The following is a 20,019-nucleotide window of genomic DNA, read 5'->3' on the forward strand; positions in this document are numbered from 1 at the left end:
GAAGTGTCTATGATCAAGCGGTAGATCGTGATAGCGCTTATGAATTACTACAACAGAAAGTACTTCAACAAGCTCAACAAAAAGAAGCTGATGCTCTCGCTAAACAGCAAAGTAAAGAACAAGAAATTTTAGCCAAACAACAAGCAAAAGAACAAGAACGTTTTGCTAAAGAGCAGCAAAAAGCGGCGGAGAAAGCACAACGTGATCGCGAAAAATTAACACAAGATATTGTTGGAACATTCGCCAAAAGTGCGGCAAGAAGCTTAGGCGGCAGCACAGGTCAAAAAATTGTACGTGGTTTGCTCGGTTCGCTATTTGGAAAGAAATAAAAGCTTTTCCAATGATTAATCAAGGGATAATTTATTATCCCTTATTTTTTTTATGGAATTTATTCTAAGATGTATTGCAAATACATTTTATAAGATGTATTTTAAATGCATCTTATAAATCTTAGCCAAGAGAGATCACTCATGACTCCGCAGCAAATCGACCTAGTAAAAGCTACTGTTCCTGTTCTCCGTGAAAATGGTGTCGCGCTAACAGGGTACTTCTATAACCGTATGCTGGGCAATAATCCTGAATTAAAAGAAACCTTTAATATGGGACATCAACGTAGCGGTGCTCAGGCTCAAGCACTCGCAGGTGCTGTTTTAGCTTATGCAGAAAATATTGAAGACCCCTCTGTGCTACTCCCTGTCGTCGAGTTAATTGCACACAAACATGTCAGCCTGAATATTCAAGCACCTGACTACAATATTGTGGGTGAGAATCTTCTGCATTCAATTAGCGAAGTTCTTAGTATTTCTATGGAAGACCCACTAATTGATGCTTGGGCGGCGGCTTATGGTCAGTTGGCAGATCTTTTCATTAACACAGAAAAAGCAATTTATGATCAACACCAACAAACCAAAGGTAGTTGGTTAGGTTGGCGTAATTTTAAAATTGCGAAAAAAGTTATCGAAAGTGAAGAAATCACTTCGTTCTATCTCGAACCTGTCGATGGTGGCGATTTACCAAAATATGAAGCAGGCCAATACATTTCAGTTCGTGTATTTGTTCCTGAACTCAACTTAAAACAACCTCGTCAATATACTTTATCAACTTGCCCGCAAAGCGATTACCTTCGTATCTCAGTCAAACGAGAAGATGAAAAAGGCGATCTCGCAAGTGGTTGGGTATCTAGCACTTTACATAGTTTGATAGAAGGTGCTGAAATTGAAGTATCCGCACCTACAGGTAATTTCTATCTGATTGATAGCAGTAAACGCAATGTATTTATTAGCGGTGGTGTTGGCTTAACTCCAATGATCGCGATGCTAAATCAACTCGTAACACTGGATATGCCGCAACCAGTTAGCTTTATCCATGCATGTCGCAGTAGCCATGTTCATGCCATGAAAAAGCATATTCATGCGCTTAAATCACAATATCCTCGCTTGAGCACATTCACAGCCTATGAATTCCCACATCAAAATGATGTACTAGGTGAGGATTATGATCTCGCAGGACGCTTAGATTTGAGTTCAATCGATACGGCGATCTTGCCAGCAAATGCCGATTATTATTTATGTGGCCCTATGCCGTTTATGGCAGAGCAACACAAAGCGCTGGTTGCTCGTGGCATTCCAGCTGAAAACATTCATAGCGAAGCATTTGGAACAGGCGGCGTAAAACTAAGCTGATCTCGATCAGTGTTTTGCATAAGGCTAGTCGGTGAGATAGACTAGCCTTTTCTATCTATAACAATAGATTGGGCGAAGTTATGCAACTCAATAAATTTACTGATTATGCATTAAGGATTTTATTGTATGTCGCTCGTCCAAGCGATGTGCCTTATACGATCGCCGATATAGCCAAAGACCTCCATGTCTCACAAAATCATTTAGTGAAAGTGGTTCACTTTATGGGCAAACAACATTGGATTGTCACCATCCGTGGCAAAGGCGGCGGAATTCGCCTAAATCCAGATGCACGTAATATCAAACTCGGTGAAATTGTTCGTATTTTGCAAGGTAATCACCAAATCGTAGAATGTAATACCCCACCTTGTGTATTGCGCTCACAATGTGGTCTTAAAGGTATCTTAGATCAAGCTCTAGAAAGCTTTTATCAAAGTCTTGACCGCTATACTTTAGGCGAAGTTTTGCAACACGGTATTCTACCGTCCTCTCAAAGCTCTCATATTGATTTTTTACAACTCACTCAAAAAGCTTAACCATCACATTCGCACGATTCCCTGACATCCTTTATAATAGCTTTGCTATTTCAATTCAAAAGTAAGCTTCTATGCGTCAGCGTCAACAATCTAAAGACACCAAAGCCAAACTCGCACCTAAACAAAAAATCAGTTATGAAAAGAAAACTGATCCTGCATTAACTGAGTATGCGGTACAGTCTTTAAATTGGTTACGCCAAGCTGAGTTTTTAATGAGTGCGCCTAAGCTCGCTTTGTGCGTAGAAGATACAGGCTATGAAATTGCATTTGCAGGACGTTCGAATGCTGGTAAATCAAGTGCAATCAATGCACTAACCAATCAAAAGCAACTTGCACGCGCTTCTAAAAAACCTGGTCGTACTCAAATGATCAACTTTTTTAGTTTGGGCAATCCTGACCAACGCTTAGTCGACCTACCTGGTTATGGCTATGCTGCCGTTCCTGAAGCCATGAAAATCGTATGGCAAAAAGAACTTGAAAACTACTTGATCCATCGTAAGAGTTTACAAGGTCTCGTACTGTTGATGGATATTCGCCATCCATTACAACACTTTGATTTAATGATGTTGGAATGGGCACACTCTCGTCATTTATTTGTACATATTCTTCTAACAAAAGCGGACAAACTCAACCGTGGTCCTGCAAATAAAACTTTGCTGGAAGTCAAACAACAGTTGAAGAAAATGAAACTTGATTTCTCAATTCAATTGTTCTCATCGCTCAACCGTATCGGTTTAGAGGAACTCTCAAGCGTGATGGCTGGTCGTTTGAATTATACGCTCGAACAACCGTCTGAATTTGACTTAAATGAAATCCCAGAAGTGTCTGAAACAGACATTGAAGAATAAAAAATGCATTTCATGCAACTTGATGCATTAAATAAATTTTAATTGTCCCGAATTGCTAAACACAAACACTAGGTCGTTTGCATATACTGCTTAGTGTTGGTTCATTGCACTATCGATTAGGACTAAACGATGAAATTACTATCATTTGTGAAGAACAAAGTTCTTGGTTCTTCGATTGACTATAAAATCCTCCCTCGAAAAGTAAAATTTGATTGGGAAAAAACACCTGTAGATTGGATTCCAAACCAGCCTTTTGCCAGCTATTTTATTAATGAGATTAACAATATTTTGCCTGCTGGTGAGTTTTGGTTTTGCCGTTTGTACAACAAAGTACTGCCAGAAATTACTGATGAGAAATTAAAAGAAGATGTTCAAGCTTTTATTCGTCAGGAAGCAATGCACGCTGTTGCGCATACATCTGCAAATAAAGAATATCTAAGCCAGCGCAATATTGATATTCAACGTAACTTAGACATCATGGATTTCTTATTTACCAAAGCTTTGGCTGACAAACCTTTCGGCAAAGAAGTACCTAAGATACTTGACCATCAATGGGATTTATTCCGCTTAGGTGTGATCGCTACCGTTGAACATATGACCTGTGTTCTTGGTAAATATGCACTCTATAATAAACGCTGGGAAGAGCTCGGTGCTGATCCTGAAATGATCGATTTGATCAAATGGCATGGGTCAGAAGAAATCGAACATCGTACAGTTGCATTTGATCTCTACCGCCATTTAGGCGGTGGCTATATTGCACGTTACTACCTTAGTGTTGCCGTAATTGTTGGCGTTCTAGGACTTTGGGTTGATGGTGCAGCGCATATCATGAGCCAAGATCCACGCTTTGCTGATAAGAAACCAAGTCTATTCAAGCCTTGGGTTTGGCTAGAATGGTATAAGATCGGCAGCAAGGACAACCAAATTCTTCCAAATCCAATTTGGTTGGTTGCTCAGCAAATTGATTACTTAATGCCTTGGTATGACCCTGTAAAAGAAGGGAATACTCAAGATGCTGTGAATTACCTCAATAACTCACCAGCTGCAAAACGCGCTTTACAACAAGCTGCGTAATTCAAGTTAATAAAAAAAGTAGGAGTTATCTCCTGCTTTTTTTACGCCTGATGTATAGGGGGAAAATCAGCTTGGTTCTGTTTCTACTTGCTTCGCATAGCGATCAACAACCACACTAATCATCATATCGCCCTGTACATTCACAACGGTTCGCACCGTATCCAACAAACGGTCAATTGGAAGTAAGATTGCGATTGCCTCTGCTGGTAATCCGACAGATTGCAGCACCATAATCATCGTCACCATCCCTGCACTTGGAATTCCTGGCGCACCCAAAGATGCGATAATCGCAGTCAAACACACAATAATTTGCTGCGTTAAACTTAAATCTAACCCCATCAGATTTGCAATAAACAATGCAGCGGCAGCCTCATAAAGCGCTGTTCCATCCATATTTAACTGCGTACCCAAAGGAATTACAAAACCCGCTGTTTGTGGACGAACGCCTAAATTCTCCTGAGCACACTTCAAACTAAGCGGCATCGTTGCCGAACTTGAACTAGTAGCAAATGCAGTTACCAGCGCAGCTCTAGCCCCTCTGAAAAAGGTTATTGGATTCATCTTTCCAAATATCCAGAGCAACAACGGTAGTACCACGAGACCATGAAAGATAGTAGTACCTGTCACCACAACTGCAAACTCGAACAGTCGACTCAAAACAGAGAGGTCTTCGGTTGCAATTAATTTCGCAAGTAAGGCAAAAATTCCAATCGGTGCAAGCTTCATTACCCAGCCCACCAACATCATCATTATTTCAAAAAACTGCTGACTGATTTGCCGAACTGAATTGAACCGCTCACCTCCTTTTACCAAAGCAACGCCAAGAAACAGCGCAAATACCACAACAGCCAGCACATTACCATCACTGAATGCCTTGAAAGGATTAATTAAAGTATTTTGAATAAAGTTCGTTAAAAAGCTGGATGGCGTCAGCGTAGCTGGTGTTTCATGGCTCTGCATCGCAGCCTGAAATACCGTAATATCAATTCCCTTTCCGACCTCAAAAATATGCGCACAGCTAATTCCAAGAATGAGAGCTAGTGTCGTTGTCGTTAAGCAACTCAGTGCGGCCACTTTCCAAACACGACCAAACTGTCCACCTGCTTGTAAATTAGAAACACCCACGACAATTGAACTAAAAATCAGTGGGATCAATAACATTTTTAACAAGCCAATAAAAATGCTACTTAAAATTCCAAGTCCATATAAACTATTTGCAGCAAAGACGGTATCTGGCTGTGCCGTGAGCAAAAGTCCAAATAGCACACCAAAGATTGCGGCAATTAAAATTTGTGTATTTAAATTCATTCTAAAAAATAAGGAATTGATGAACTATCAATACTATGGCATGTGCTTATTGAAGATTCGAGCAATTTTTTGTCACAGCTCCAATAATAAAAAAACCATCAAACTGATGGTTTTTTATTACGAAAGACGGTTACTGCGTTTCAATTTCTCTGAGCCGAATCAAGCCTTCTTGTATAGTACTACAAACAAGCTGACCATTCTGCCACATCTTACCAAAGTTCAAACCACGAGAACTCGCACTCACCGTTGCTTCCATATCGTATAGCATCCAATCATCTGCACGTAATGGTCTGTGGAAGTAAATCGTGTGATCAATACTTGCACATTGTAAGTTTGGTGAAATCCACGACAAACCATGCGGCCGTAATGCTGTGGTCATCAATGTAAAGTCTGAATAAAATGCCACAATTGCCTGATGCAATGAAATTTCATCTAGCTCTGACGGAATCGTGCCATGAGTCCGAATATAATGCGCGTAAAACGGCGCTTCTGGTTGTGGCTGAAATGGATTAATCAATTGCGTTGGTCGAATTTCGACATGACGTTCACGCATAAAACTCGCGCGCACATTTTCAGGCACAAAATTAATTAGACTTTCTTTGAGTTCATTTTCTGACTTTAATGTCTCAGGTGCTGGGTATTCTGGTTCTTTATGTTGATAATTCAAACCCTCTTCAGGATAGGCAAAAGATACCATCGCAGAAAAGATTACACGCCCATGTTGAATGGCTTTGACTTGACGGCTTGCAAAACTTTTACCATCTCGAAGTGGTTCAACCTCATAAATAATCGGGGCATTTACATCCCCTCCATACAAAAAATATGCATGTAAGGAATGTGCTGGACGGTCAGTTGTATATGATGCAGCGCGTAATGCTTGACCAAGCACTTGCCCACCAAACACTCGTTTCCCGACTAAATTACGGCTATTGCCTCTAAAAATATGATCTTCAATCCTTTCTAGGGTCAACAGTTCAACGAGTTCTTGAGTCAAAGCATTCATATAATAACCTTCCAACATCAATCAGGAGAAATTAACCCATTCTTATGGGGTTAATATTTTGATTGTGCCATAAATTCCAATAAAGATGCTCAGGATAAAATGATTCGTCCGTCACATTCGTATTTAGTTATACCTGCTAAAAATACGATTTTTAACGATAAAATCTACCAAATACGCTATATTTTGTCAGAAAATAACATACCGTTTTATGTAAGAATATCGCAGAATGTCGTGTTCATCATGACTCGATGTCAGGATTATTATTTAGGAGTTTGTAATGTCCAAGACTGGATTTGGTCAAATGTATCGCCAACTTTCGAGTAAGTTACTTGACCTTGTGGTTACCCCACATGTTCTTGGTGAAGTTCCTACAGAATCCACTACAGCAGAGCAAAGCACAACTGATTCAAATAAACTTGTGTGCTATGTTTTACAAAATTACTCTCGTAGTAATGCGCTTGTGGTTGATGGAGAAACGAGACGTTTACATTTAAAACCAGCCCTAGACCCTTTGGCTTTTGGGACTTATCAAGAAAAAAATTCAGTTCTCTTTTTGCACCATAACGAAAACAATTTCTTCAATACCCAAACCTATCCCCCGCGTCTTTTACAACTCATCGAAGCGCTAGAGCAAAATCCAGATGTAGAAGTAGAATTGGTTCCTGTGACTGTGCTTTGGGGACGTTCACCAGATAAAGAAGACTCTTGGTTCAAATTATTATTCTCAGATACTTGGGCAACACCAGGTACAGTTAAACAACTCGTCAACATTGGTCTGCATGGTCGTCAATCTTATTTAGAGTTTCACGAGCCGCAATCTCTACGTGAATTGGTAGATTATGCCAAGACTAACCATCCAAATATCTCTCCAGCAACATATATTGCCAGCTCGTTAGATACGTATTTGGATCAGCAACGTGAAGTGGTACTTGGCCCTGACTTGTCTGATCGTCGTAATGTCATGCAGTCAGTGATCAAATCACCTGAGGTACAAGATGCCATTCGTCGTGAAAGCATTCAGCACAAAATCAGTATGCTTGAAGCCGAACGTCGTGCTATTGGTTATGTTAATGAAATCGTTTCTGATTATTCTGCTTCCGCGGTACGTTTTGCGGATATGGCATTAACTCGTTTATGGACGCAGCTCTATGACGGCGTTGAAGTACATAACTTCAGTACAGTCCGTGAATTAGCAAAAGACTACGAGATCGTTTATACACCTTGTCATCGAAGCCATATCGACTATTTATTATTGTCGTATGTCATTTATAAACGTGGTTTGATGATCCCGTATATTGCTGCCGGCGATAACTTGAATTTACCTTTTGTAGGTCAACTACTCCGTGGCGGCGGCGCATTCTTTATTCGTCGTTCATTCCGTGGCAATGCACTTTATACTTCTGTATTTAAAGAATATTTGTATAGCATTTTGTCACGCAATACACCAATCGAGTACTTTATTGAAGGTGGTCGTTCACGTACTGGTCGCTTACTTCCGCCAAAAACGGGTATGTTGGCAATGACCATCCAAGGCCATTTACGTGGCCCTGCAAAACCAATTGTTTTTGTTCCAACTTATATTGGTTATGAGCGCTTAATGGAAGGCTCAACCTATGTTGGTGAAATGCAAGGCAAACCAAAAGAAGCTGAATCAATTTTTGGTATTGTAAAAACCTTACGAAAAATTGAACGTATCTTCGGTAAAGTACATGTGAATTTTGGTGAGCCAGTATTCCTTGATGATATTTTGAAGCAAAACAATGCGGATAATATCCAAATCGAAACAGCAAGCTCTACTGAACTGTCAAATGTGGTTTCAAGTTCTGCAAATGTCATTTTAGAAAACATCAACCGTGCCGTGGTGATCAACCCTGTTTCGTTATTGTCTTTAATTTTATTGGCAACACCAAAACACACTTTGGATGAAGAAATCTGTGCGAAGCAACTCGATATTTATCGAGATCTAGTGACAGAACATCCTTACGATGAGCGCACGCAAGTAACGCCATTATCGGGTAAAGAAATTATTGCTTATGGCTTGAAGCTAAAGCTCATCAAACGTGTTCAACACGTACTAGGTGATATTATTGCGATTGAGGACAACCAAGCGGTTCTACTCACTTACTTCCGTAACAATATTTTGCACGCCTTTGTTTTGCCATCATTGGTTGCTTCATTGGTTGAGCACAATGGTAAAATCCATAAAACAGATTTGAGTAATGTGATTCGCACCTTGTATCCATTCTTGAAAGCTGAATTGTTTATGAAATGGCAACCATCTGAGTTACAGCAGCATATTGATAGCTACATCAATGCATTGGCTGAGATAGGTCTGATTTTCCAAGATCAAGAAGGCAATCTTTTCAGCCCAACGCCAAACAGTGAAGAGCATCAAAAACTCTTAACGCTTGCAATGCCTGTTAAACAAAGTTTAGAACGCTATTACATGACCTTAGCGCTGATTACGCAACGTGGTTCTGGCAATATTTCAACTAAACAAGTTGAAGAGCTTAGCCACTTACTCGGTCAACGCCTATCTGTGTTATATGAATTCAATTCACCTGAATTCTTCGATAAAGCATTATTCCAAAGTTTCATTAAAGTCTTAACTCAACAAAACTATATCCGTAACAACGATCAAGGTTTTATTGAATATGATGATAACTTCAGTGAAATGGCAGCTGGGGCACAACTTGTACTGGATGAAGCAACATTACAAATGCTGCAACACATCACGACTTTTAGTGATGAAGAACTTGCCGAAGCGTTAGAGGCTATGGCTTCACAACAAGCAAAACGCCGATTAAAGCGAAAGAAAGCTTAAGTCATAAAAAAGGCAACTTCGGTTGCCTTTTATTTTACTTTCGACACTCTAAATATTGAGGGTCATCAATACATCTCAATCGTTTGATTAATTCAACGAAATACGCATCATAGTATCCAAGATCAACATAACGATTGCGAATCTTAGCCACCATCGCTTCATATCCCTGCTTTTCAAAGTTAGAAATATCTGCCCAATAATATGCAGGAAGGTGATTTTCCCATTGAATCGCTTGCGCTGCTAAGACATTGTTATTTTTAACAAACCAATTTCTAATTTGATGCCCGAAACCAACTGGATAATCTTTGGGGCGAATAACAATGCTAATCGCAAAATAGGCGACAGGAAAATTAACCACCTGCGTCGACTCACCAAACTCTTTCTTAATGTTATACGGCAAGACACCATAAGCTGGAGCAGCTAAAATGTCGATTTTCTTTTGTTTGAACAAATCAACCGCATCAGAGAAATCTACATATGCTGCCTTTGCAGCAACACTTTGTACCAACGCCTGTTGTGGCGGATTATCTTCAAGAATACCGATACGCTTATTTTTTAATTGAGATACTTTGTTGATCTGCTGTGTATTCATGATCATATATGCTGTGCCAATTGGAATCATTCCAATTGCCTCATAGTCTTGACCAATCATACGTTTTTCGACATGTACATTATTTAAAAGTTGCAAAAACATCCGCGCAACTCGATTATTTGAAATTAAACCAATTCCACCCGTGCTACCGATGAAATGGTTATAACGATAAGTATTAAAGTTAGAAGCTGCTAATCCAGAACATTTTTTTTGGTCAAAGGCTTGGATTGCATCCTTTTCATTTTTGAAAAACTGAAATTTTAAATCGACTCGGTTCTGTAATGCAGACAAACGTACATCTTGCAAACGACGACTAATATCACCTTTTGAGCCGAGTGGGTCGAACACACACCATGTCTGTTCACCTGACCAGCTCGCAGTTGACATCAGCCCTAATAACACTAAACAAATTATTTTTCTCATATCCAACCTTTAATGCCCGACTGCAAACCTCGTGCATAATTCAGGCAGTTCCTTTACGGAATTTGCTGATATTTAAAATTCAAAATCCATACCAACAATTCAAAGCATACTTGCAGTCTAGCCTAATTATTTTTCATTACTATGTACGTGTAACAACTCAGCATAGTCATTAAAGCAAATGGGATGATTGAGTTTAAAATTAGTTTTGGCCAATCGAGTTGCAAAAATTTGCTTACCTGTCTCATGGTCTGAGCTAAGCTTTAGCAGTGGTAATCCTAGTTTTTGTTGAAACCACAATAAAATCTCATGCATCGGAATCGGGATGTTATTCGTCACAATATAACTCGATTCAAAGGCTTGAATATCGACTAAAAATGCCAAGAATCTAGCTAAATCATCCATATGGATACGATTACTAAAATGAATCGCTGGATAAGTTTGTGTCTGCTCTGCAAGTCGTTTTAATCGAGCAATTGAAGTCCCATAAATCCCTGTAGGACGAACAATAATACTTTGTTGAGGATAATAATCCTGCCACAACAACTCCATTTTTCGAAGTAAATGCCCTTGCTCATCGACAGGTTGAATCACCGATTCATCATCGATACGCTGACCTTCGCTTTCACCATAAACACGAGTTGAAGAAACAATCACGATTCGCTGAATGGGATGCTGCTTTAATGCTTCTGCAATCGGCTGAACGGTCTCGACATAGGTTTGTTGATAGGCTGCAACACCACTTTCAGCAGGCGCTAAAATCACATAAACCATGTCAATCGGCGGAAATGATGTTAAATCAAGTTGCTGAACATCTTGAATATAATGCGTCGCGTAACAATCTGTTTTTGGACTGCGACTAATTGTGCTAATGTGGTGATCTTGCTCAAATAAGTGTTTAGCGACACGCCGAGATGTTTTACCATAACCAATAAATAAAATATGCATACATATCCTTGATCAAAGATGACTTCAGTCCAGCAATTACAAGGCGTTGGTGCTGCCGCAGCGACCCTATTAGAAAAGCTTCATATTTTTAGCACGGATGATTTACTATTTCATCTTCCCCGTGACTATGAAGATCGTAGCACTATTATTCCAATGAATCAGCTGGTTGTTGGACGAAGTTATTTACTTGAAGGTGAAGTGCGATCCGTTGATTTTCCACCCGGGAAAAAGAAATCTCTTGCCGCATTGCTCCAAGATGATTTTGGCAAAGTGACTTTACGTTTTTATCATATTTATAAAGGCTTAACTGATCGCATCAAAATGGGACAACGTTTACGGATTTTCGGTGAAGTCCGTGTCGGTGCGCGTGGTTTAGAACTTTATCACCCTGAAATCCAAGTCATTCAACAGCATACGCCACTTCCAAAAACTCAGCTCACGGCAATTTATCCAAGTACAGAAGGACTCACTCAACCTAAGCTACGCGAATATGTTCGCCAAGCATTGCAACATCATAGTGATGATCTTCCTGAATTATTACCAAGTAAGTACAGCAACGGTTATGAGTTAAAACAGGCCCTACACTACATTCATGAACCACCGATTGATGCCAATATGTTACAACTCAATCAAGGTTCACATCCTGCACAACAACGCTTGATTTTTGAAGAACTCGTAGCGCATCAAATTAGCTTATTGACACGTCGTGCTTATATTCGTCAGATTGCCGCACCTCGATTTAGTAGCAGTAAAATACTCGCTAAAAAACTATTAGAAGCATTGCCCTTTCAAATGACCAATGCTCAAAAGCGTGTCTCGAAAGAAATTCTACAAGATCTAAAACAAGATCAACCAATGTTACGTTTAGTTCAAGGTGATGTCGGTGCAGGTAAAACCTTGGTTGCTGCCGTTGCCGCATGTCATGCGCTTGAAGCAGATTGGCAAGTTGCGTTAATGGCACCAACTGAAATTTTAGCGGAACAACATTACTTGAATTTTAAACGTTGGTTTGAACCGCTGGGTATTGAAGTGGCTTGGCTTTCAGGTAAACAAAAGGGCAAAGCGCGTGCGCAAGCTGAGCAACACATCAAAGAGGGTCACGCCCAACTGGTTGTTGGTACGCATGCATTATTTCAAGACAATGTGGAATTTTCAAAATTAGGACTGGTTATTATTGATGAGCAGCATCGTTTCGGTGTTGACCAACGCCTCGCTTTACGCAACAAAGGGGTTGATCAATTCACACCGCATCAACTAGTCATGACCGCAACCCCCATTCCTCGTACGCTTGCAATGAGTGCCTATGGTGACCTTGATACTTCTATCATTGATGAACTCCCACCGGGACGAACACCGATTCAAACCGTGACTATTCCTTTGGATCGCCGTGAAGAAGTGTTGCAACGTATCGCTAAGAATTGTCTTGAAGGCAAGCAAGCTTACTGGGTCTGCACGCTAGTCGAACAATCCGAAACCTTAGATGCACAAGCCGCTGAAGCAACTTATCAGGAAATCAAAGAACGCTTTCCTGATCTTAAAATTGGATTGGTTCATGGAAAAATGAAGGCTGATGAAAAGCAAGCCGTTATGCAAGCTTTCAAAGACAATCAATCACAACTCCTGATTGCAACGACGGTGATAGAGGTCGGTGTTGATGTTCCCAATGCTTCAATTATGGTGATTGAGAATGCCGAGCGGCTTGGCCTATCTCAACTACATCAACTTCGTGGTCGTGTGGGACGTGGCGCAACGGCTAGTTTCTGCGCATTACTTTATAAAACACCACTCTCACAAAATGGGCAGGAACGACTTTCAATTTTAAGAGAAAGTAATGATGGTTTTGTGATTGCAGAAAAAGATTTAGAAATACGTGGCCCCGGTGAATTACTCGGTACTAAACAAACAGGTGATATGGGCTTTCGTGTTGCACGCTTAGAACGTGATGATCATCTACTGAGTCAAGCACATTATGTGGCTGAACACATTCTCAAAGATTACCCGCAACATGCAAAAGGCTTGCTGAAACGCTGGTTACCTGAAGCACCACGTTATGCCTGTGTTTAATTTATTACGTAAACAAACCCGACAGTTGTTTGATTATTTTACGCCATGTGATTTATGTGATGTGGGCATCAAGCAACAGTTTGGCGTTTGTTCAAATTGTTGGCAACAATTGCCTTGGTTAAAACAACAAATTCAACGTCATGAACAGCATATTTACGTTGCTTGCCATTATCAATATCCGATTGATCGTATTATTCAACAGTTTAAATATGAGCAAAAACTTGAATATGAACGGCTATTAGCAGGGCTTTTATTACAACTCAAATTGCCTAAAATACAGGCGATTGTGCCTATGCCGATTTCAACAGATCGCTTGATTGAACGAGGCTATAATCAGTCACTTCTGCTCGCTAAAACACTGAGTCAGTATCTGAATGTTCCAATCTGGCAACCTGTACAACGTTTAGCACAGCATTCACAGAAAGGTCTAACTCGCTTAGAGCGGCTTGATCATATTGAACAACAATTTATTGCATGCCCACCAAATAAAATCCGTTATCGCAATGTCCTGATTGTGGATGATGTGGTGACGACTGGCAGCTCAATTCATGCGCTTTCAGAAATACTGACACAATTGGGCTGCCAAAAAATTCATGCCATTTGTCTCGCTGCTGGTGGCGTTAAGCCAGCTGCATAAGTGGCTGATATTTACGACACCATGGAATCACCACCTCTTTCGTCAAAGGAGCTAATACAGTGATTTGATCATCTAATTGAATCCACTTCATTTCAGCAATCTCAGCTGCAATCCGAGGAGATTGTTTTAGCTCAACTAAATAAACATAACTCACTAAAAGATGATCAGGTTCATTGGCCGCCTGTGTATGGAACTGCCCAATAAACTTTTTGATTTCCGAATGACAACCGATCTCTTCCAGTATTTCACGCTGAATCGCGAGTTCAGGCGCTTCATTCAGCTCTAATTTTCCACCAACTTGCATAAAAGCCTGTGTGTTTTGTTTACGCACCAATAATAATTGATTTTTTTCGTTCAAAATAACAGCCGCAGCCACAGTAATTGTTTTCACTTTTCTCTCTCACGCCTGAATTTCAGCAGTTGACATCCATTTAGGTATAGCAGGTTCATATGCTGTAAATGCTTTTAAAATGTCACCAATATTATCAGCAACAATCAGCTTTTCGACAAAACGAGCCTGACTAAACCCTAGATTAACCGAATCTTGTATTGTTTGAATCACCCCATCATAAAAACCATCTATATTTAAAAATGCACAAGGCTTTTGATGAATCCCTAACTGACTCCATGTCCATTGTTCAAAAATTTCTTCCAAAGTACCTGCTCCACCGGGTAAAGCGATAAAAGCATCGGCCAATTCAGCCATTTTAGTTTTTCGCTCATGCATGTCATTCACTACATGCAACGCTGTCAACCCTGTATGAGCTAACTCACGATCGACTAAGGCATTTGGAATCACACCGATCACTTGCCCTCCAGCCTGTATCGCGCTATCAGCAACAACGCCCATTAATCCAGAGCGACCACCACCATAAACCAAAGTGAGACCCTGTTCTGCTATTGCTTGGCCTGTCGCTTGTGCGATTTGTTTGTAAATAGGATCGTTACCAAGGGAGGAGCCGCAGAAAACACATATAGAATTCATACAATTAAAACCGTTTTATATAACTGTCATGCTGTTAAAGTAGGCTAAGAAACAAGATTTTTTAGAAAATATCGTTTAGGCAAGTGTTTTTCATTCGATCCTTGTCTAAAATACACGCTGGCTTTCCTCAAAATGATGAAAGCTTTACATCGACTGCGCGAGGAAAAAAGACATGCTTGAAGCCTTTTATGCCACTGAGCGCGGTAGTCTAGAAGATGCAACGATCAATGGGGGCTTTGATCTACACCCTGAACTCGTATGGATTGATTTGATCGCTCCATCTCAAGAAGAACAACAATGGGTTCTCGATGCCTATGATCGAAATTTACCCACATTAAAATCACTTGAAGACATTTCCTCATCCGCTCGATTCTATCGTGATGATGATGGAATTTTGCATATCAGTACATATTTTTTAACAAAGAATAAAAATTATCAGGTCGATGGCGACACTGAAGACACGTCTCATATGCTTGCTATGGTGCAAACCGTTGCCTTTATTTTGCATAAAGACCGTTTATTTACCATGCGTGGTGAAAAGCTTGTTGCGTTCCGTGCTTTTCGTGCACGGGCGCGACGCAATGACTACGATATGGACTATAAAGATCCCACTTGGATCTTACTCGGATTGCTCGAAGCAAAGTTAGATGAACTTGCGGATATCTTAGAAGATATCCACAAGGACCTCGAAAGATATTCTACAGAAGTCCTAAATAATCATCATCGAGAAAAGATTTTAGATCTGGATGACATGATTACGCGGCTTGCCCAGCAAGAAGACATGCTCGGAAAGGCACAACTCTGTTTAATCGATTTACGTCGTGTATTAACGTTTTTATCACGCCCGCGTGCTTTAGGCAGTCATATTTACGATGCTGATATTCGAGAGCTCAGTGAAGATGTCCGCTCACTGGTCGAACATGATGCCTTCTTATTCCAGAAAGTACGATTCTTATTAGATACTACGTCTGGATTCATTAACACTGAACAGAATGATACGATTCGCCGATTCTCGATCCTACCAAGTATGCTTGCGCCACCTATGCTGATTGCCAGCATTTATGGCATGAATACGGAAGAACTCCCTTTTGCACACGGTAGTTTGAGCTTTTGGATCGTCACCGCAATTTTAATGGCATTTTTAGTATTACCAATGATCTACTTTAGATGGAAGAAATGGATCTAAAATGAAAGGGTTCTTTCTAGTTTTGAATATAACCCTTTCGATAAACCTAGCTTTTGCCTGCGCACCGCACTCCCCAAATGATGTGTTTATTGCACGGCTCCAATCTGTTCAGCAACTATCTTCAAGCAACCATAAGCAGCTCACCTTTCAGCACCCTCATCTTATCTTTCAAAGTTTGCTAACAAAGATTTTCTCGTCCAAGCCTAAACAATGGCATAGTGATTTTTCAATCAAAACAATAAAAAGTAATGATTTAGTCATTGGTCTAGCGTATCCACCAGATAAGACGACACCTCAAAATTATCAAATCAGTTCATTGGCATTATTACACTGCGATAAAAACATCATAACAATTGATCATCCAATTTCACCTTTTAGCGCATGGAATAGAAAAACCCAACGATGCAATAATCAAAGCATACCTATGAAACTATTAGATGTTTTTTTGGAACATGATCAAACCTATTATCTAAAAAAGCTACATCAAAAATATCCAACCTGTGACGCGCTTTTTTCTGCGTTCCCCAAACTATAGGAATAAAAAAGAGCTATAAATAGCTCTCTTTTTTATCTACAAGAATCATTTAAATCAATTTCAAATCATCCTGTAGATGGCAAGCTTGAATGATTTTTAACATTTTCTCAGAAACATTTTTGAAATGTAGACCTTTACTCTCAGGTGTTTGGCGCAACCATTGCACCAAAACAGCCAAAGATAGCGTATTTCCTTGCTCAAGCTGACCTAGATCAACAACTAAAGGAAATGTCTTATGTTGTTGGATATGCTTTAAGCCTGCTTGATAAATCTCTTCTGCATTTACAAAGTTAATCGTTTTAGAAACGACAAGTTGCTGATCAATATACTGAATCATCCATCGTTACCTTATTTTTTGCTAACAGCAGAGTCTGCATCTGGTTTAAACGTTGCAATCGCTTTGTTGATGTCACCACCATTACGTTGCACTGTCGCCGCAAACTGATTACGGAACTGTAAACCTAAATCAATACCTGACACATTGATATTGCGCACTTTCCACTGATCACCTTTATCCGTCAACTGGAAAGATACAGGAATCTTTTCACCATTATGCAAGAAGTCTAAAGTAACCACTGGGTTCTTGCTATTTGATGATCTAAACGGACGCATGGTATAGCTTTCATTGGTATATTTAGCGAAAGCACTACCATAGTTCTCGATAATCACTTCACGGAAGTTTTTCTCAAACTGAGCACGTTGAGCAGCATTGGTGTACTGATTATTTGCATAAGTACCCAATACAATACGAGTAAATGCTTGTGAATCAACATACGGATCAAGGTTTTGACGAATAATCGTTTTTACTAAAGCAGGATTATTCTGCAATTTAGCATGATCTGCTTTTAGACGCGTAATCAAGCCATCAGCCACACGTTTTACAAAATCAGGTGGGGTCTCTGTTGGTGCAGCAAATGCAGCACTTGCAAGCATGGTTGATAATACACTTGCCGTTAGAGTCTGTTTCAATAATGTATTCACTTCAATCTCCTAACCTGAATTACTCAACAAAAGATGGTTCTGCATCAGCGCTTGGGGCTGGTGATGTTGAACTCTCAGTTGTCGAGCTTGATGTGGCTTTACCAGCACCACCAGTAATAAATTTACTGATCAAATCTTCTAAATCCATTGTACCTTGGGTATTTGAAACAACATCACCACGTTTCAAATAGTTCACACCACCACCGGGTACAACTTTCAAATATTTTTCGCCCAATAAGCCATTGGTTGCTACCATTATATAAGCATCTTCATCCAGACTCGTGATGGAGGTCATGTTACTGATAAGTTGCTGTTCCATTTCTTTTTGTTTCGCAGCATCAGCTTGCTCATAATCAGAACTGTAGCGTAATTCTTCAAGTGCATTGTTCTGCACTTCTTTGAGCTGTTTTGGATCAAAGCTCGTCAGCTTACCATCCAAATCAAATTTTACTGTTGCTAAACGCGTGACGGGATCAAGAGAAATAGATTCTACACGACCAATCGTTACACCACTCATGGTGACTTTGGCACGAGGTTTTAAACCATTTACGTTATCAAACTGCGCTGTCATGCTATAGCTATCACGTAAATTTGTGCCGACTAAACCGCTAACTTTCATTGCAAGAAAAAATAGAGCGATACCGAAGATAATGACAAAAATACCTACGGCCAGCTCACTAGTACGTGATTTCATTAAATCCCTCCGAACATGACCGCAGTCAACACGAAATCAAAACCTAATACACAAAGTGAAGAATATACGACCGTTCTCGTCATCGAAGTCGCGATACCCTCTGGTGTTGGATCACAAGCATAGCCCTGATACACCGCCACCCATGTACAAATCAGTGCAAACACAATGCTTTTAATAATTGTGCCATTCAAAATGTCATGCCCAAACTGAACTGTACTCTGCATACCGCCCCAGAAAGAACCTTCATCTGCACCTAAAAAGTCAACGCCAACTAACTTGCCACCGATAATACCAATGGTTGCAAAAATCACCGTCAACATCGGCAAACTGACAATACCAGCCCATAAACGTGGAGCAACAATCTGTCGAAGTGGATCAACACCGATCATTTCCATGCTAGCAAGTTGTTCACTTTGCTTCATCGAACCAATTTCAGCAGTCAAAGCTGAACCTGCACGACCCGCAAACAATAATGCAGCAACCACCGAAGCAAGCTCACGGAGCAAGGTTAATGAAATGGCTGTGCCTAACATCGCTTCACTACCAAAAGTGACGAGAATGCTATACATCTGCAAGCCAAGCACTGCACCAATAAATAAACCAGAAACAGCAATGATCAATAGCGACATTACCCCGACGCGATACATCTGGTAAACAAAGCGCTGAAAACCACCTTGTGATGGCATTGCAAATAAAACTTGTAGGAGCATCAGTGACGCAGCACCAATCCCCTTTATTCGCTCAATAACGAGTCTACCTAGCCAGGCAATCGTATTCATGGACGAACCTCGCTATCTAAATATGCTTGATGCGTAAATTGATATTCCACAGGCCCTTCTGCCGAACCTGTTAAAAACTGACGTACAAATGGTGAAGCATGATTTTTTAATTCTTCTGGGGAACCTTCACCCTGAATTTTACCTTCTGCAACCACATAAATATAATCAGCAATTGATAAAGTCTCCGCAACATCATGCGAGACAATAATTGTAGTGAGATCCAAAGCTTCACGTAGAGAACGAATCAAGCGCGTCAAAACACCCATTACGATTGGATCTTGACCTGCAAATGGCTCGTCATACATGATCAACTCAGGATCTAATGCAATCGCTCGCGCTAAGGCAACACGACGATTCATACCACCTGACAATTCAGTTGGCATTAGCTGTTCAGCACCACGCAAACCAACTGACTCAAGCTTTAAGGCAACTAATTCAGCAATGATATGCTCTGGTAATTTAGTATGTGCACGAATTGGGAAAGCGACATTTTCATACACAGACATATCTGTAAAAAGTGCACCACTTTGGAATAACATTCCCATACGGGCACGCGCAGCAAATAACTCATGACGCGACATAGCTGCAATATTTTTACCATCAAGTAAAACTTCACCATGATCAGGTGTGAGTTGTCCGCCGATCAAACGAAGCAATGTCGTTTTACCTGTACCAGATGGACCCATAATTGCAGTAATTTGACCACGTCGAATTTTTAGACTGATATCGTCATAAATGACGCGTTCCCCACGATTAAAGCTCAAGTTTTTAACTTCAATGAGGGCTTCTGAATCGAGAGGAGATTTGTTATTCATAATGGCATTCATTCCTGCACTTTTTATGCACGCATACTATACACTGAAAGATTAAGCACTTGTTTTTATTTTGATAAACGATGTATGAAGATTATTTAATTTATGTAGTTA

21 protein-coding genes are annotated in these 20,019 nt (G+C 40.2%); 10 read left to right on the forward strand and 11 right to left on the reverse strand.

The genetic code is table 11. The features are described 5' to 3' along the window. From B4237_RS05920 to B4237_RS05940, 5 genes are all read left to right on the forward strand, one after another. Positions 1-329, forward strand: a 329-nt coding sequence (locus tag B4237_RS05920; protein WP_286942134.1) for a helicase HerA-like domain-containing protein, incomplete at its 5' end; no start/stop codon positions are given. A gap of 141 nt (positions 330-470) precedes the next feature. Further along, entirely contained in the window at positions 471-1,682 is a 1,212-nt protein-coding gene (gene hmpA / locus B4237_RS05925; RefSeq protein WP_278595298.1) for an NO-inducible flavohemoprotein, read from the forward strand. Positions 1,683-1,762: 80 nt separating this feature from the next. Further along, positions 1,763-2,215 (forward strand): RrF2 family transcriptional regulator, encoded by a 453-nt coding sequence (locus tag B4237_RS05930; RefSeq protein WP_023013765.1) that lies wholly within the window; start codon positions 1,763-1,765, stop codon positions 2,213-2,215. A 71-nt stretch (positions 2,216-2,286) separates the two neighbouring features. Continuing rightward, positions 2,287-3,063: a ribosome biogenesis GTP-binding protein YihA/YsxC gene (gene yihA, locus B4237_RS05935; protein WP_004877646.1), complete on the forward strand. Its 777-nt coding sequence runs from the start codon at positions 2,287-2,289 to the stop codon at positions 3,061-3,063. Between the two features lie 129 nt (positions 3,064-3,192). Continuing rightward, positions 3,193-4,137 (forward strand): metal-dependent hydrolase, encoded by a 945-nt coding sequence (locus tag B4237_RS05940; protein ID WP_019385429.1) that lies wholly within the window; start codon positions 3,193-3,195, stop codon positions 4,135-4,137. 66 nt (positions 4,138-4,203) lie between these two features. Here the strand turns inward: B4237_RS05940 and B4237_RS05945 are convergent, their stop codons facing one another. After that, the gene (locus B4237_RS05945) at positions 4,204-5,445 is read right to left on the reverse strand and encodes a dicarboxylate/amino acid:cation symporter (protein WP_278595297.1); all 1,242 of its coding nucleotides are present in this window, start codon (positions 5,443-5,445) and stop codon (positions 4,204-4,206) included. A 130-nt stretch (positions 5,446-5,575) separates the two neighbouring features. Continuing rightward, on the reverse strand, positions 5,576-6,448 hold the full coding sequence (locus B4237_RS05950; RefSeq protein WP_278595296.1) for an acyl-CoA thioesterase: 873 nt from the start codon (positions 6,446-6,448) through the stop codon (positions 5,576-5,578). A 277-nt stretch (positions 6,449-6,725) separates the two neighbouring features. Between B4237_RS05950 and plsB the strand changes: the two genes are divergently transcribed. Then, positions 6,726-9,272, forward strand: a complete 2,547-nt coding sequence (gene plsB / locus B4237_RS05955) for a glycerol-3-phosphate 1-O-acyltransferase PlsB (RefSeq protein ID WP_278595295.1) — start codon at positions 6,726-6,728, stop codon at positions 9,270-9,272. 34 nt (positions 9,273-9,306) lie between these two features. Here the strand turns inward: plsB and B4237_RS05960 are convergent, their stop codons facing one another. Next, a complete protein-coding gene (locus tag B4237_RS05960; RefSeq protein WP_278595294.1) occupies positions 9,307-10,287 on the reverse strand; it encodes a putative solute-binding protein in 981 nt (326 codons plus the stop codon). Between the two features lie 126 nt (positions 10,288-10,413). After that, entirely contained in the window at positions 10,414-11,232 is an 819-nt protein-coding gene (locus tag B4237_RS05965; RefSeq protein ID WP_286942140.1) for an NAD-dependent epimerase/dehydratase family protein, read from the reverse strand. 18 nt (positions 11,233-11,250) lie between these two features. On the opposite strand from B4237_RS05965, the gene recG reads away from it, so the two are divergent. Together recG and B4237_RS05975 are read left to right on the forward strand one after the other, a co-directional pair. Beyond that, positions 11,251-13,296: an ATP-dependent DNA helicase RecG gene (recG, locus tag B4237_RS05970; protein WP_286942142.1), complete on the forward strand. Its 2,046-nt coding sequence runs from the start codon at positions 11,251-11,253 to the stop codon at positions 13,294-13,296. Further along, positions 13,283-13,933, forward strand: a complete 651-nt coding sequence (locus B4237_RS05975) for a ComF family protein (RefSeq protein ID WP_286942145.1) — start codon at positions 13,283-13,285, stop codon at positions 13,931-13,933. The genes recG and B4237_RS05975 overlap by 14 nt, the downstream gene beginning before the upstream one ends. Here the strand turns inward: B4237_RS05975 and B4237_RS05980 are convergent. After that, a complete protein-coding gene (locus B4237_RS05980) occupies positions 13,917-14,324 on the reverse strand; it encodes an NUDIX hydrolase (protein WP_286942148.1) in 408 nt (135 codons plus the stop codon). The two genes, B4237_RS05975 and B4237_RS05980, sit on opposite strands and share 17 nt — an antisense overlap. A gap of 9 nt (positions 14,325-14,333) precedes the next feature. After that, complete coding sequence (locus B4237_RS05985) at positions 14,334-14,918, reverse strand: TIGR00730 family Rossman fold protein (RefSeq protein ID WP_286942150.1); 585 nt, start codon at positions 14,916-14,918, stop codon at positions 14,334-14,336. Between the two features lie 172 nt (positions 14,919-15,090). Between B4237_RS05985 and B4237_RS05990 the strand changes: the two genes are divergently transcribed. Further along, positions 15,091-16,104, forward strand: coding sequence for a CorA family divalent cation transporter (locus tag B4237_RS05990; RefSeq protein ID WP_004877674.1), 1,014 nt, complete (start codon positions 15,091-15,093; stop codon positions 16,102-16,104). 1 nt (position 16,105) lies between these two features. After that, positions 16,106-16,639 carry a hypothetical protein gene (locus tag B4237_RS05995; RefSeq protein WP_286942154.1) on the forward strand — a complete coding sequence of 178 codons (534 nt, stop codon included), beginning with the start codon at positions 16,106-16,108 and terminating at the stop codon, positions 16,637-16,639. 49 nt (positions 16,640-16,688) lie between these two features. Here B4237_RS05995 and B4237_RS06000 read toward each other — a convergent pair whose 3' ends face one another. The 5 genes from B4237_RS06000 to B4237_RS06020 are packed head-to-tail and all read right to left on the reverse strand — an operon-like array spanning position 16,689 to position 19,908. Continuing rightward, positions 16,689-16,976, reverse strand: a complete 288-nt coding sequence (locus B4237_RS06000) for an STAS domain-containing protein (protein WP_004877676.1) — start codon at positions 16,974-16,976, stop codon at positions 16,689-16,691. 11 nt (positions 16,977-16,987) lie between these two features. After that, entirely contained in the window at positions 16,988-17,620 is a 633-nt protein-coding gene (locus tag B4237_RS06005) for an MlaC/ttg2D family ABC transporter substrate-binding protein (RefSeq protein ID WP_007480583.1), read from the reverse strand. Between the two features lie 19 nt (positions 17,621-17,639). Beyond that, positions 17,640-18,314: an outer membrane lipid asymmetry maintenance protein MlaD gene (locus B4237_RS06010; RefSeq protein WP_019385441.1), complete on the reverse strand. Its 675-nt coding sequence runs from the start codon at positions 18,312-18,314 to the stop codon at positions 17,640-17,642. Beyond that, positions 18,314-19,093 carry a lipid asymmetry maintenance ABC transporter permease subunit MlaE gene (gene mlaE, locus B4237_RS06015; RefSeq protein ID WP_004877682.1) on the reverse strand — a complete coding sequence of 260 codons (780 nt, stop codon included), beginning with the start codon at positions 19,091-19,093 and terminating at the stop codon, positions 18,314-18,316. Before mlaE ends, B4237_RS06010 begins: the two co-directional genes overlap by 1 nt. Beyond that, positions 19,090-19,908, reverse strand: coding sequence for an ABC transporter ATP-binding protein (locus tag B4237_RS06020; protein ID WP_019385442.1), 819 nt, complete (start codon positions 19,906-19,908; stop codon positions 19,090-19,092). Before B4237_RS06020 ends, mlaE begins: the two co-directional genes overlap by 4 nt. Between the last annotated feature and the right edge of the window lie 111 nt (positions 19,909-20,019).

The organism is Acinetobacter sp. UBA6526 (assembly GCF_002434875.1).
Classification (GTDB): Bacteria; Pseudomonadota; Gammaproteobacteria; order Pseudomonadales; family Moraxellaceae; genus Acinetobacter; species Acinetobacter venetianus.

Excerpts from the sequence above, each read along its gene's own strand:
- B4237_RS05945 (WP_278595297.1), bottom strand. The coding sequence starts at position 5,445 with ATGAATTTAAATACACAAATTTTAATTGCCGCAATCTTTGGTGTGCTA.
- B4237_RS05985 (WP_286942150.1), bottom strand. The coding sequence starts at position 14,918 with ATGAATTCTATATGTGTTTTCTGCGGCTCCTCCCTTGGTAACGATCCT.
- recG (WP_286942142.1), top strand. The coding sequence starts at position 11,251 with ATGACTTCAGTCCAGCAATTACAAGGCGTTGGTGCTGCCGCAGCGACC.
- plsB (WP_278595295.1), top strand. The coding sequence starts at position 6,726 with ATGTCCAAGACTGGATTTGGTCAAATGTATCGCCAACTTTCGAGTAAG.
- B4237_RS05930 (WP_023013765.1), top strand. The coding sequence starts at position 1,763 with ATGCAACTCAATAAATTTACTGATTATGCATTAAGGATTTTATTGTAT.
- hmpA (WP_278595298.1), top strand. The coding sequence starts at position 471 with ATGACTCCGCAGCAAATCGACCTAGTAAAAGCTACTGTTCCTGTTCTC.
- B4237_RS05995 (WP_286942154.1), top strand. The coding sequence starts at position 16,106 with ATGAAAGGGTTCTTTCTAGTTTTGAATATAACCCTTTCGATAAACCTA.
- B4237_RS05990 (WP_004877674.1), top strand. The coding sequence starts at position 15,091 with ATGCTTGAAGCCTTTTATGCCACTGAGCGCGGTAGTCTAGAAGATGCA.
- B4237_RS05940 (WP_019385429.1), top strand. The coding sequence starts at position 3,193 with ATGAAATTACTATCATTTGTGAAGAACAAAGTTCTTGGTTCTTCGATT.
- yihA (WP_004877646.1), top strand. The coding sequence starts at position 2,287 with ATGCGTCAGCGTCAACAATCTAAAGACACCAAAGCCAAACTCGCACCT.
- B4237_RS06000 (WP_004877676.1), bottom strand. The coding sequence starts at position 16,976 with ATGATTCAGTATATTGATCAGCAACTTGTCGTTTCTAAAACGATTAAC.
- B4237_RS05975 (WP_286942145.1), top strand. The coding sequence starts at position 13,283 with ATGCCTGTGTTTAATTTATTACGTAAACAAACCCGACAGTTGTTTGAT.
- B4237_RS05950 (WP_278595296.1), bottom strand. The coding sequence starts at position 6,448 with ATGAATGCTTTGACTCAAGAACTCGTTGAACTGTTGACCCTAGAAAGG.
- B4237_RS05965 (WP_286942140.1), bottom strand. The coding sequence starts at position 11,232 with ATGCATATTTTATTTATTGGTTATGGTAAAACATCTCGGCGTGTCGCT.
- B4237_RS06010 (WP_019385441.1), bottom strand. The coding sequence starts at position 18,314 with ATGAAATCACGTACTAGTGAGCTGGCCGTAGGTATTTTTGTCATTATC.
- mlaE (WP_004877682.1), bottom strand. The coding sequence starts at position 19,093 with ATGAATACGATTGCCTGGCTAGGTAGACTCGTTATTGAGCGAATAAAG.
- B4237_RS05960 (WP_278595294.1), bottom strand. The coding sequence starts at position 10,287 with ATGAGAAAAATAATTTGTTTAGTGTTATTAGGGCTGATGTCAACTGCG.
- B4237_RS06020 (WP_019385442.1), bottom strand. The coding sequence starts at position 19,908 with ATGAATAACAAATCTCCTCTCGATTCAGAAGCCCTCATTGAAGTTAAA.